This window comes from Pseudomonas sp. EA_105y_Pfl2_R69 (assembly GCF_963970915.1).
Classification (GTDB): Bacteria; Pseudomonadota; Gammaproteobacteria; order Pseudomonadales; family Pseudomonadaceae; genus Aquipseudomonas.
The window spans coordinates 231430-243695 of the sequence record NZ_CAXAOO010000004.1; the positions used below are offsets into that span (position 1 = coordinate 231430).

Here is a 12266-nt window from a genome sequence, read left to right on the forward strand (position 1 = left end):
ACTCCCTATTCGTTGTCGTCACGAGCATGCCGCAGGCATACACCGCTCGTCCCTTACAGGCAGGCACAATTACGCCGGTACAGCTGCACCGTCTCAATGCGCAGCGCGCATGACGGGTGCACGAACTCATCGCAGAAGGCCCTTTCTAACTAGCTAATTCTAATTAAATCAGTCACTTGTAAATTATGGCACGCCACCTGCTAAGACCATCCCCGGTCAGCACAACGGCGTGTCTGCCACACATCCGACAACGACGTCATAGCCCCCCTCCCTGATGGAGACGTGGGTGCTGTGGCGTTTTTTTTGCGTTTTTTAGCTCACTTTAGGAAGACCGCTATGCGCATGATGAAACTGACCCTGCTGTCCCTGGCCGTTGCCAGCAGCACCCTCAGCCACGCCGCCCTCGCCGATGAGGCATTCAGCAACCTGTTCACCCAGGGCAAACCGATCCTCGATGCCCGCTACCGCTATGAGCACGTCGACCAGGACAACGCCCTTAAGCACGCCAACGCCCAGACCCTGCGCACCCGCGTCGGCTTCCAGAGCGGCAAGTGGTACGGCCTCTCGGCGCTGATCGAGGCGGACAATGTCAGCCGCATCGGCGACGCCAGTTACAACAGCACCCGTAACGGCCAGGGCGACTACTCGGTAGTTGCCGACCCGGACGGCAGCGAGGTCAACCAGGCCCTGCTGCGCTATGAGCACCAGTACGGCAGCGCGGTGCTCGGTCGCCAGCGCATCAACCTGGACAATCAGCGCTTCGTCGGCGGCGTGGCCTGGCGGCAGAACGAGCAGACCTACGACGGCGTGCTCGGCCAGCTCAAGCCCCTGGACGGGCTGACCCTGAGCTACGCCTATATCGACAACATCAACAGCATCTTCGGCCCCGGCGACAATCGCTTCGATACCGCCGCCAACCCAGCCAATATCGAAGGCCATAGCCATCTGCTCAATATGCAATATGTGTTGATGCCGGAGCTGACCGCCACCGCCTACCAGTACCGCCTCGGCCTGGACAACCTGGCCGCCGGCAATCAGTCGAGCAAGACCACCGGCCTGCGCCTCAATGGTGCCGTCGCCGGCGTCAGCTACGCCCTGGAATATGCCCAGCAGAGCGAATACGCCGACAACTCGCTGGATCTGGACAGCGACTATTACCTGGCCGAACTGGGTTACAACTTCAAGGGCGTGACGTTCAAGGGCGGCTACGAGGTGCTGGGCGGCGACGAAGGCCCGGGCAATCGGGCCTTCCAGACCCCGCTGGCGACCAAGCACGCCTTCCAGGGCTGGGCCGATATCTTCCTGCTGACACCCGCCGCCGGGGTCAAGGATGCCTATGTCGGCCTGACCGCCCCGCTGCTGGGCGGCAACCTGCAGGCCTGGTACCACGACTTCCGCGCCGAGCGCGGCAGCAGCCAGTACGGCGAAGAAATCGATGTCGCCTACGCCCACCCGATCCCGGGCGTGAAGGGCCTGGTCGGCCTGGTCAAGTACGCCAGCTACGATGCCGACGACTTCTCCGTCGACACCGACAAGCTCTGGGTACAGCTGCAATACAGCTACTGATAGCCCCCGGCCCCGCAACGGGGCCATCTATTGATGAACGTGCGGCGCTTAGAAGCTGCTTACGAGCTTGCGAGCTAGAGCCAGACGAGGCAGCTTTTAACGCCGGGTGGCCGATGCGCAGCAGATCCTAAACAGGTTCTCACACCGCACGTCTGTGGAGAGTTTTATGCGCCGCCTTATCGCCCCCCTGATCCTGCTCTGCAGCCTGCTCAGCCCAACGGCCTGGGCCACTATCAACGCGGCCGAGGCGATGAACCTGTCGGGCATGCAGCGCATGCTCAGCCAGCGCATCGCCAAGAGCTACCTGATGCTGGGTGCCGAGATCCGCCCCGACCTGGCCGAGCAGCAGCTCGACCAGAGCATCGCCAAATTCGAGAGCAACTACCTGGCCCTGAGCGAATACGCCCCCACCACGGAAATCCGCAAGGCCCTGCAAGTGGCCGGCACGACCTGGCAGCGCTACCGCGAACTGGCGCTGTCGCGCCCCGATAAACAGCAGGCGCTGCTGGTCCTGGAGCTCAGCGATCAGTTGCTGGCGCAGAGCGAGCAGGTGGTGCAACTGCTCGAACGCCACAGCGGCGGCCGCAGCGCGGTGCTGGTCAACCGCAGCGGCCGCCAGCGCATGCTCAGCCAGCGTATCGCCAAGCTGTATCTGGCCATAAGCTGGCGCTTGCCGGTCGAGGGCCTGCAGCAGAGCTTCGAGCAGACCGTGGGTGAGTTCGAAGTGGCGCTGCAGGAGCTGCAGCAGGCCAGCCAGAACACCGCGCAGATCAGCAAGGGCCTGAGCCAGGCCGAGGCGCAATGGCGTTTTACCCGCGCCGGCTTCAACCTGGCCAGCGATTCGCGCTACGTGCCGACGGTGATTACCACCACCACCGAAACCCTGCTGTGGCAGATGAACGAGCTGACCAATCAGTATGAAGGGGTGATGCTGGCAGGCTCTTGAGAACCTATTTAGGATCTGCTGCGCGTCGGCGATACTGCGTTAAAAACAGCCTCGGCAAGCCACTTGTGGCTAACGCGCTTCAGCGCGACCCGAAGGGCGAGTGAAACGAGTAATGCTCATTTACAACCCGTAAACTCCGCTTCCTCGGCTGTTTTTGCCTTGTCTCGCTCTAGCTCGCGAGCCCCGAAAAAGGTTCTGCGCCCCCTTTCTCTGACTGGCTTTCGAGTAGAAAAGTCGCCAGCAAGCTGGCTCCTATAACAGCGCGTTTGCCTCAACCTTCGCTGCGCACCCGTTTGACCGCATCCAGCCAGCCGTCATACAGCTTGCTGCGATGGCTGGCGCTCATGCGCGGATCGAAGCGTTGCTGGCGATGCCAATGGCTGGCGATGCTCTCCAGGTCCTGATACAGACCGGCTTGCAGGCCAGCCAGATAGGCCACGCCGAGGGCGGTGGTTTCGGTGACCTCGGGGCGCTCGACCGGTACACCGAGGATATCGGCGAGAAACTGCATCACCCAGTTGTTCTCCACCATGCCGCCATCCACCCGCAACGCGCTGGGCTCGGCCGCGCCGTCCTGGCGCATGGCCTCGAGCAGGTCGCGGGTCTGGTAGCACACCGACTGCAGGCCGGCGGTGACGATCTCCTTGATCCCGGTGTCGCGGGTCAGGCCGAAGATCGCGCCGCGCGCCTTGGGATCCCAGTAAGGCGCGCCCAGGCCGGTAAAGGCCGGCACCAGGTACACCCCGCAGGCATCGCCGGTCGCCTCGGCCAGGGCCTCGCTGTCGCGGGCATGGCTGATCAGCTTGATGCCGTCGCGCAGCCACTGCACCGCCGCGCCGGCGACGAAGATGCTGCCCTCCACCGCATAAGTGACCTGGCCATTCAGGCGATAACCCACCGTGGTCAGCAAACGATTTTTCGAAGCCACCGGGGTGGAGCCGGTGTTCTGGATCATAAAACAGCCAGTACCGTAGGTGCTCTTGACCATGCCGGCCTCGAAACAGGCCTGACCGATCAGCGCCGCCTGCTGGTCGCCGGCCATGCCCAGCACCGGAATGGCCGCACCGAGCAGCTCGGCCTCGGTGGTGCCGAACTCGGCGGCGCAGTCGAGCACCTCGGGCAGCAGGCTGGCGGGAATCTCGAACAGCTCGAGCAGCTCGGCATCCCATTGCTGGGTGTGGATATTGAACAGCGAGGTGCGCGAGGCATTGGTCGCATCGGTCTTGTGCGACTTGCCACCAGTTAGCCGCCACAGCAGAAAGCTGTCCACGGTGCCGAAGCGCAACTCGCCGCGCTCGGCGCGCTCACGGGCACCCGGCACCGCGTCGAGAATCCAGCGCAGCTTGGTCGCAGAAAAGTAGGGATCGATCAGCAGGCCGGTCTTGCTCGCCACCATCGGCTCATGGCCGGCGGCCTTTAGCCCGCTGCAGTAATCGGCGGTGCGCCGGTCCTGCCAGACGATGGCCGGGTGGATCGGCGCACCGCTCACGGCGTCCCACACCAGGGTGGTTTCGCGCTGGTTGGTAATGCCGATGGCGGTAATATCCGCTGCCTGCAGGCCGCCCTGCTCGAGGGCCTCGCGACAGACCTGCAGGGTGCTCTGCCAGAGCTCCTCGCCATCGTGTTCGACCCAGCCATCCTGGGGAAAGAACTGCCTGAACTCCTGCTGCGCACTGGCAACCCGCTTGCCGGCGCTGCTGAAAACGATGGCACGGCTGCTGGTGGTGCCCTGGTCGATGGCAAGCAGGTAGTGGGACATGCTGAGTTCCTTGTTGTTATAGGTTTAAAACTTGGGGATTAAACGCGGCCAATCGGCGCAAACAACGCCTGGGTCAACTGCGCCAGTACCTCCGCCGCCAACTCGACCTCCAGCCCGCGCCGCCCAGCGCTGACGTAGATGCCGGGAAACTGCTGCGCCGACTCATCGATAAAGGTGCGCAGGCGCTTCTTCTGCCCCAGCGGGCTGATACCGCCGAGCAGATAACCGGTGGCGCGCTGCGCCGCAGCCGGATCGGCCATATCGGCCTTTTTCACGCCGGCCACCTGGGCCAGGGCTTTCAGGTCGAGGGTGCCGGCCACCGGCACCACCGCCACCAGCAGCTCGCCCTTTTCGCTGGCCGCCAGCAGCGTCTTGAACACCTGCGCGGGCTCAAGTTTGAGCTTTTCCGCCGCTTCCAGGCCATAGGAGGCCGCCTTGGGATCGTGCGGATAACTGTGCACCCGATGCACAGCCTTGGCTTTTTTCAGCAGGTCGATGGCAGGAGTCATGTTCGAATGTGAAAATAATCTAACAAAGTTCGCGTACCTTAGCCGAAAACGGACGCGACGACAGCCTATAATGTTGGCCACTCTCAAGGACCCTCCCATGACGCTGCCACCCCGCCAACAGGACATTCTCGAACTCGCCCGCGAACGCGGCTATGTCAGCATCGACGAACTGGCCCAGGCATTCGGCGTCACCCCGCAGACCATCAGACGCGATATCAATCAGCTGGCCGAGCTGAGCCTGTTGCGCCGTACCCACGGTGGCGCGGCGAGCGAGGCGTCGAGCACCCAGAACACCGCATACAGCATGCGCGCCGGGCAGATGCGCGAAGAGAAACAGCGCATCGCCGCCGCCATCGCCGCGCATATCCCCGACCACGCCTCGCTGTTTATCGCCATCGGCACCACCACCGAGGCCATCGCCCGCGAACTACTCGGGCACAAGGGCCTGAAGATCATCACCAACAACCTGCATGTGGCCGCCCAGCTCAGCGCCAAGGCCGACTTCGAAGTACTGGTGGCCGGCGGCACGGTGCGCAGCGATGGCGGCGTAGTGGGTCAGGCGGCGGTGGATTTCATCCGCCAGTTCAAGGTCGACTTCGCCCTGGTCGGCATCAGCGGCATCGACGAAGACGGCAGCCTGCTCGACTTCGACTACCAGGAAGTTCGGGTCTCCCAGGCCATTATCGATAACGCGCGCCAGGTGTTCCTGGCCGCCGACTCCAGCAAATTTGGCCGCAATGCGGTGGTCCGCCTGGGCTCCATCACCCTGGTCGACCGCGTATTCACCGATGCCGCCCCCTCCAGCACCATCGGCCGCCTACTCAGCGAGCACAAGGTGCAACTCGACCTAGTCTGAGCCGGCCCCTCGTTTACAAAAAAATCGACCACTGAGCGCGAAAGCGCAGGATCGGGGTGGCGAAGTCGCGTCTATTCGACTAGCATATTTTCGAAAGTGAACATAAAAACGTTCAATTCCGACCTTTGCGGTGCTGCCATGACTACTCGCCACGCCCCCACCAACCCGCTCGCGGAAATCTATGACCTCGCCGTGATCGGCGGCGGCATCAACGGCGTGGGGATAGCCGCCGATGCGGCCGGGCGCGGCCTGTCGGTGTTCCTTTGCGAAAAGGATGACCTGGCCCAGCACACCTCCTCAGCCAGCAGCAAACTGATCCATGGCGGCCTTCGCTACCTGGAACACTATGAGTTCCGCCTGGTGCGCGAAGCCCTGGCCGAGCGTGAAGTGCTGCTGGCCAAGGCCCCGCACATCGTCAAGCCGATGCGCTTTATCCTGCCGCACCGCCCGCACCTGCGCCCGGCCTGGATGATTCGCGCCGGCCTGTTTCTCTACGACCACCTCGGCAAACGCGAGAAGCTGGCCGGCTCGCGCGGACTGCGCTTCGGTGCCGGCAGCCCACTCAAGGCGGAAATCAGCCGCGGCTTCGAATACTCCGACTGCTGGGTCGACGACGCGCGCCTGGTGGTGCTTAACGCCATGGCCGCCCGCGAACAGGGTGCCCATGTGCACAGCCGCACCCGCTGCGTCAGCGCCCGGCGCAGCAAAGGCCTGTGGCATATCCACCTGGAGCGCGCCGACGGCAGCCTGTTCTCGATACGCGCCCGGGCCCTGGTCAACGCCGCCGGCCCCTGGGTGGCGCGCTTTATACGTGACGACCTGAAGCAGGACTCGCCCTATGGCATCCGCCTGATCCAGGGCAGCCATATCGTCGTACCTCGCCTGTTCGATGGCGAGCAGGCCTATATCCTGCAGAACGAAGACCGTCGCATCGTCTTCGCCATCCCCTATCAGGAGCGCTTTACCCTGATCGGCACCACCGACCGCGAATACCAGGGCGACCCGGCCAGGGTGGCGATTACCGACCCCGAGATCGATTACCTGCTGCAGGTAGTCAATGCCCACTTCAAGAAGCCGCTGAGCCGCAGCGATATCGTCCACACCTATGCCGGCGTACGCCCGCTGTGCGACGACGAGTCGGACGACCCCTCGGCGGTGACCCGCGACTACACCCTGGCACTGTCCGGCCACCCCGGCGAGGCACCGCTGCTGTCGGTGTTCGGCGGCAAGCTGACCACCTACCGCAAACTGGCCGAATCCGCGCTGGCGCAACTGGCCGCGTACTTCCCGAAAATGGGCCCGAACTGGACTGCCAGCAGCCCGCTGCCCGGCGCGGAACAACTGGAAAGCCAGAGTGCCCTGGTCGAAGCCCTATGTGCGCGCTTCGGCTGGCTACCCACTGCGCTGGCCCGCCGCTGGGCCGGCAGCTATGGCAGCCGCAGCTGGATCATGCTCAAGGGGGTTGTCAATCTGGAGGACCTGGGCGAGCACCTGGGCAGCGGCCTCTATGCCCGCGAAGTGGATTACCTGTGCCAGCAGGAGTGGGCCATGCAGGCCGAAGACATTCTCTGGCGGCGCAGCAAGCTCGGCCTGTTTATGACCCCGGCGCAGCAGACCCGGCTCGCGCACTATCTGGCCATCCACTCGCCACGCAGCCCGGAAGACGCCCACGCGGCCTAAGGCCCAAGACCGCCAGCAGCCAAACCACGGCGCTGCGTGGCGCGATAAAAACGCAAGAATAAAAAACGATCGGGAATCATTTTTAACGTCGCGCAGCGACGGTCCGCAGGGTGGCCCCCATGACAGGCAGGCCATAAAAAATTGTCTGGAGCAATTTTTAACGTCGCGCAGCGACGCGCCCGCAGGGTGGCCCCTATGACAGGCAGGCCATAAAAAATTGTCTGGAACAATTTTTAACGTCGCATAGCGACGGCCCGCAGGGTGGCCCCTATGACAGGCAGGCCATAAAAAATTGTCTGGAACAATTTTTAACGTCGCGCAGCGACGGCCCGCAGGGTGGCCGCCATGGATGGCGGCCATAAAAAAAGGGCGACCTAGGTCGCCCAAATTGCCTTGCGTGCTCTGATTCCGGGGATTCAGCCCTGCTTGCGCTTGTGCGAATCCTTCCAGATGAAATAGCCGACACCGGCGAAGAAGGCGACCATCAAACCGACCGTGCCGATTCCAGCCAGAACTACGACATCGATAAACATGGGGTGCCTCCTGCGTGAAGCCTGTGTGGGAATGGCTTCAAGTTAACAGGCGGTGGCAGACGGCTATTGATCCAGATCAAGACGGCACAGGGGGCGGACGGAGAGACGCGGGTTAACTGATCCAGATCAATGGATCAGCCCCCGATTCAGCGGCAATCAGGGCTTTTTCGGTTTGCCCTTGGGCTTTTTCTTGCCTTTGGGCAATGGCAGGGCCTGCTCGAAGGCCTCGCGCATCTCGTCGAGTTTCTTGTCGTGCAGGTCATGGATGCGCTTGCCGCGCTCGGCGGTGAAATCAATCAGCTTGTCGTTGCTCATGGCGTTAGGATCATGCGAAAGGTCAGATTCAGGCGTGGCGTACAGGGACTGCGCGTTTTCGCCACTTGGTGTTGCCAATAATGCTGGGTCGGCCCGCGCATGACCAGCAGGGAACCATGATTGAGCAGCAGCGAGTGTTCGATACGGCTCTGTCCCTTGCGCCTGAAATCGAAACGCCGACTGCCGCCCAGGTTGAGCGAGGCGATCAGCGGATTGCGCCCCAGCTCGGCTTCATCATCGCTGTGCCAGCCCATGGAGTCCTGGCCGTCGCGGTAATAATTGAGTAATACGCCATTGAGCGGCTGTCCCAGCGCAGCCACCAGCCGTGCGCGAATCTGCGCCAACAAGGGCGTCCAGGCCAGGGGTGAATGGCTCAGGCCGGAATAACCGTAGCGGGCCTCGGCATCCCCATACCAGACGACCAGGCGCGGCACCGCATGCTCGCGCCCATACAGCCGCACCCGGGGCTGTTGCCAGGGGGTTTCGGCGACGAGTTGCGTCAGCCAGCGATCGGCCGTATCCAGCTCCAGCCAGTCGGCCTGGAAATCCAGTTCGGCGTCGGGCAGTTGCAAGGGGGCGTCGTCAAATAGCATCACGGAGCACATTAACCAAGGGCGCAGGCCGGCAGTGTGTACCAGCCGAAAGCTGTTTTCGACCTGCTGCGCCAATGTTTATCCCCGGCTCGCGAGAGCGCCAGCCGGTCCTCAGACTTCCACATCTACCCATAGGCCCTGGCGCGGCAAATCGTCGATCACCGCCTCGTCGGCCGCGTCGACTTCGCCTTCGGCCAGCTCCGCTGGGCTGTAGCCACGGCGCTGACGGCGACGTTGCTCTTCGCGTAACAGAACCTCCGCTTCCTGCGGATGGCGTTTATCCAGGCTCACACCGCTCTCCTTAGCGCTTTCGGCCGCAGGCGTAACCGGCGGAATTTCCGGCCTGGGCTTGATCACATCCTGCTGGACCGTGACCGGGGCCATGCTATGGGGGATAGGCGGTAGCACTTTATCTGTCCTCCTTTGGTCAGGCTGTCGGCCACACAGACGCCGACTTGAGAGCAGCCTCGCTACACTTTTGACAGAACCAATCACACAAAGTGCCGACTGCACGCTAATGCGCCTTGGGCCAGGAGCCGGCGCTGCGTTAACATAGTCGGCTTTTTCACACGGGAGATGGGCATGGCGCAGTATGAACCGGGGCAACGCTGGATCAGTGACAGCGAAGCTGAGCTGGGGTTGGGAACCGTTCTGATGCAGGACGGCCGCATGCTTACCGTGCTCTACCCGGCCACCGGCGAAACGCGCCAGTACGCCACCCGCAATGCGCCACTGACCCGCGTGCGCTTCTCCCCGGGCGACGAGATCACCCATTTCGAAGGCTGGAAGCTGACCGTTCAGGAGGTCGACGATGTCGACGGCCTGCTGGTCTATCACGGTCTCAACGCCCAGCACCAGAACGTCACCCTGCCGGAAACCCAGCTGTCCAACTTTATCCAGTTCCGCCTGGCCAGCGACCGTCTGTTCGCCGGGCAGATCGACCCACTGCCCTGGTTCGCCCTGCGCTACCGCACCCTGGAGTTCACCAGCAAGCAGTTGCAGTCCTCGCTGTGGGGCTTGGGCGGCGTGCGCGCCCAGCCGATCGCGCACCAGCTGCACATTGCCCGCGAAGTCGCCGACCGTATCGCTCCGCGGGTATTGCTGGCCGACGAAGTGGGCCTGGGCAAGACCATCGAGGCCGGCCTGGTGATCCACCGCCAGCTGCTGTCCGGGCGCGCCAACCGGGTACTGATCCTGGTACCGGAAAACCTCCAGCACCAGTGGCTGGTGGAAATGCGCCGGCGCTTCAACCTGGATGTGGCACTGTTCGACGCCGAGCGCTTTATCGAAAGCGATGCCGGCAATCCCTTCGAAGACTGCCAGCTGGCGCTGGTCGCCCTGGAATGGCTGTGCGAAGACGAAAAGGCCCAGGACGCGCTGTTTGCCGCAGGCTGGGACCTGCTGGTGGTCGACGAGGCCCATCACCTGGTCTGGCACCCGGAGCACGCCAGCGAGGAATATCGCCTGGTCGAACAGCTGGCCGAAGTAATTCCAGGCGTGCTGCTGCTAACCGCCACCCCGGAACAACTAGGCCAGGACAGCCACTTCGCGCGCCTGCGCCTGCTCGACCCCAACCGCTTCCACGACCTCGAAGCCTTCCGCGCCGAGAGCACCCACTACCAGCCGGTCGCCGAAGCGGTGCAGGAACTGCTCGACCAGGGTCGCCTGTCGCCCGCCGCGCACCAGACCATCCACGATTTCCTCGGCGACGAGGGCGAAACCCTGCTGAGCGCAGTCAATGCTGGCGACAGCGAGGCCTCGGCGCGCCTGGTGCGCGAACTGCTCGACCGCCACGGCACCGGCCGCCTGCTGTTTCGCAACACCCGCGCCGCGGTGCAGGGCTTCCCGGATCGCGAGCTGCACCCCTACCCCCTGGCCAGCCCCGATGAATACCTGGAGCTGCCGCTGGGCGAGCATGCCGACCTCTACCCGGAAGTCAGCTACCAGGCCCAGGCCGAGTTCGGCGACGAACAGCGCTGGTGGCAGTTCGACCCCCGGGTCGAGTGGCTGATCGACACCCTGAAGATGCTCAGAAAGTTCAAGGTGCTGGTGATCTGCGCCCACGCCGAAACCGCCATGGACCTGGAACACGCCCTGCGCATGCGCAAGGGTATTCCGGCCACGGTATTCCACGAAGGCATGAGTATTCTGGAGCGTGACCGCGCCGCCGCCTATTTCGCCGACGAAGAATTCGGCGCGCAGGTGCTGATCTGTTCGGAAATCGGCTCCGAAGGCCGCAACTTCCAGTTCTCCCATCACCTGGTGCTGTTCGACCTGCCGGCCCACCCGGACCTGCTCGAACAGCGCATCGGCCGCCTCGACCGGATCGGCCAGAAGCACCGCATCCAGCTACACGTGCCCTACCTGGAGAACAGCCCGCAGGAGCGCCTGTTCCAGTGGTACAACCAGGCGCTGAACGCCTTCCTCGCCACCTGCCCAACCGGTAATGCCCTGCAGCACCAGTTCGGTAGCCGCCTGCTGCCCATGCTGGAAAGCGGCGACGATGGCGAATGGCAAGCACTGGTTGATGAAGCCACAGCCGAGCGCCTGCGCCTGGAAGGCGAACTGCATGCCGGCCGTGACCGCCTGCTGGAGCTCAATTCCGGCGGTGCCGGTGAGGGCGAGGCACTGGTCGAAGCGATTCTCGAACAGGACGACCAATTTGCCCTGCCGATCTATATGGAGCAGTTGTTCGACGCCTTCGGCATCGACAGCGAAGACCACTCCGACAACGCCCTGATCCTGCGCCCCAGCGAGAAGATGCTGGATGCCAGTTTCCCGCTTGGCGACGACGAAGGCGTGACCGTCACCTACGACCGCGATATGGCCCTGGCCCGCGAGGACATGCAGTTCCTCACCTGGGAACACCCCATGGTGCAGGGCGGCATGGACCTGGTGCGTTCGGGCTCGATGGGTAACACCGGCGTCGCGCTGATCAAAAACAAGGCGCTGAAACCCGGCACCGTGCTGCTGGAAATGCTCTACGTCAGTGAGGTGGTGGCACCGCGCGCCCTGCAACTGGGCCGCTACCTGCCGCCTATCGCGCTGCGCTGTCTGCTCGATGCCAACGGCAACGACCTGGCGCACAAGGTGGCCTTCGAAACCCTCAACGACCAGTTGGAAAGCGTGCCGCGAGCCAGCGCCAACAAGTTCGTCCAGGCCCAGCGCGACAGCCTCAACCCGCTGATCAACGCGGGCGAAGACAAGGTCGCGGCGCGCCATCTGGAGCGGGTAGCCGAGGCCAAGCGCCGCCTGGCCGCCGAGACCGACGAAGAGCTGGCACGCCTGGTTGCCCTGCAAGCGGTCAACCCCAGCGTACGCGACAGCGAACTCAGCGCCCTGCGCCAGCAGCGCGAGCAGGGCCTGGCCATGCTCGACAAGGCCGCCTTGCGCCTGGAAGCCATCCGCGTACTGGTCGCCGGCTAAGCCGGCAAGGCCCTGCGCACTGAGCGCAAGGTCAGCAACAACAATGCCGCTCACTGGTTTCAGTGAGCGGCATTTTTTTCGCC

11 protein-coding genes are annotated in these 12266 nt (G+C 63.5%); 5 read left to right on the forward strand and 6 right to left on the reverse strand.

The annotated features are described in order from the left end of the window. Nucleotides 1-336 precede the first annotated feature (336 nt). Together AACY13_RS13180 and AACY13_RS13185 are read left to right on the forward strand one after the other, a co-directional pair. The gene (locus tag AACY13_RS13180; RefSeq protein ID WP_445262576.1) at nt 337-1566 is read left to right on the forward strand and encodes an alginate export family protein; all 1230 of its coding nucleotides are present in this window, start codon (nt 337-339) and stop codon (nt 1564-1566) included. Nucleotides 1567-1732: 166 nt separating this feature from the next. Continuing rightward, nucleotides 1733-2512: a type IV pili methyl-accepting chemotaxis transducer N-terminal domain-containing protein gene (locus AACY13_RS13185; RefSeq protein WP_339462035.1), complete on the forward strand. Its 780-nt coding sequence runs from the start codon at nt 1733-1735 to the stop codon at nt 2510-2512. Between the two features lie 271 nt (nt 2513-2783). Here AACY13_RS13185 and glpK read toward each other — a convergent pair whose 3' ends face one another. Both glpK and ybaK read right to left on the reverse strand, forming a co-directional pair. Next, entirely contained in the window at nt 2784-4271 is a 1488-nt protein-coding gene (glpK, locus tag AACY13_RS13190; RefSeq protein ID WP_339462036.1) for a glycerol kinase GlpK, read from the reverse strand. Nucleotides 4272-4309: 38 nt separating this feature from the next. After that, the gene (ybaK, locus tag AACY13_RS13195; protein ID WP_339462037.1) at nt 4310-4780 is read right to left on the reverse strand and encodes a Cys-tRNA(Pro) deacylase; all 471 of its coding nucleotides are present in this window, start codon (nt 4778-4780) and stop codon (nt 4310-4312) included. A 97-nt stretch (nt 4781-4877) separates the two neighbouring features. Between ybaK and AACY13_RS13200 the strand changes: the two genes are divergently transcribed. Then, nucleotides 4878-5636 carry a DeoR/GlpR family DNA-binding transcription regulator gene (locus tag AACY13_RS13200; protein WP_339462038.1) on the forward strand — a complete coding sequence of 253 codons (759 nt, stop codon included), beginning with the start codon at nt 4878-4880 and terminating at the stop codon, nt 5634-5636. A gap of 138 nt (nt 5637-5774) precedes the next feature. Beyond that, nucleotides 5775-7316 carry a glycerol-3-phosphate dehydrogenase gene (gene glpD / locus AACY13_RS13205; RefSeq protein WP_339462039.1) on the forward strand — a complete coding sequence of 514 codons (1542 nt, stop codon included), beginning with the start codon at nt 5775-5777 and terminating at the stop codon, nt 7314-7316. A gap of 416 nt (nt 7317-7732) precedes the next feature. Here glpD and ccoM read toward each other — a convergent pair whose 3' ends face one another. The 4 genes from ccoM to AACY13_RS13225 form a co-directional block, all read right to left on the reverse strand. Next, nucleotides 7733-7849, reverse strand: coding sequence for a cytochrome c oxidase subunit CcoM (ccoM, locus tag AACY13_RS13210; RefSeq protein ID WP_298140885.1), 117 nt, complete (start codon nt 7847-7849; stop codon nt 7733-7735). A gap of 156 nt (nt 7850-8005) precedes the next feature. After that, nucleotides 8006-8164 carry a hypothetical protein gene (locus tag AACY13_RS13215; RefSeq protein WP_339462040.1) on the reverse strand — a complete coding sequence of 53 codons (159 nt, stop codon included), beginning with the start codon at nt 8162-8164 and terminating at the stop codon, nt 8006-8008. Then, nucleotides 8161-8757, reverse strand: coding sequence for an alpha-ketoglutarate-dependent dioxygenase AlkB family protein (locus AACY13_RS13220; RefSeq protein ID WP_339462041.1), 597 nt, complete (start codon nt 8755-8757; stop codon nt 8161-8163). The genes AACY13_RS13215 and AACY13_RS13220 overlap by 4 nt, the downstream gene beginning before the upstream one ends. Nucleotides 8758-8868: 111 nt before the next feature. Beyond that, nucleotides 8869-9165, reverse strand: coding sequence for an aspartate-semialdehyde dehydrogenase (locus AACY13_RS13225; RefSeq protein ID WP_339462042.1), 297 nt, complete (start codon nt 9163-9165; stop codon nt 8869-8871). Nucleotides 9166-9333: 168 nt separating this feature from the next. Here AACY13_RS13225 and rapA point away from each other — a divergent pair, with 168 nt between their 5' ends. Beyond that, nucleotides 9334-12183, forward strand: a complete 2850-nt coding sequence (rapA, locus tag AACY13_RS13230) for an RNA polymerase-associated protein RapA (RefSeq protein ID WP_339462043.1) — start codon at nt 9334-9336, stop codon at nt 12181-12183. The last annotated feature ends 83 nt before the right edge of the window (nt 12184-12266 follow it).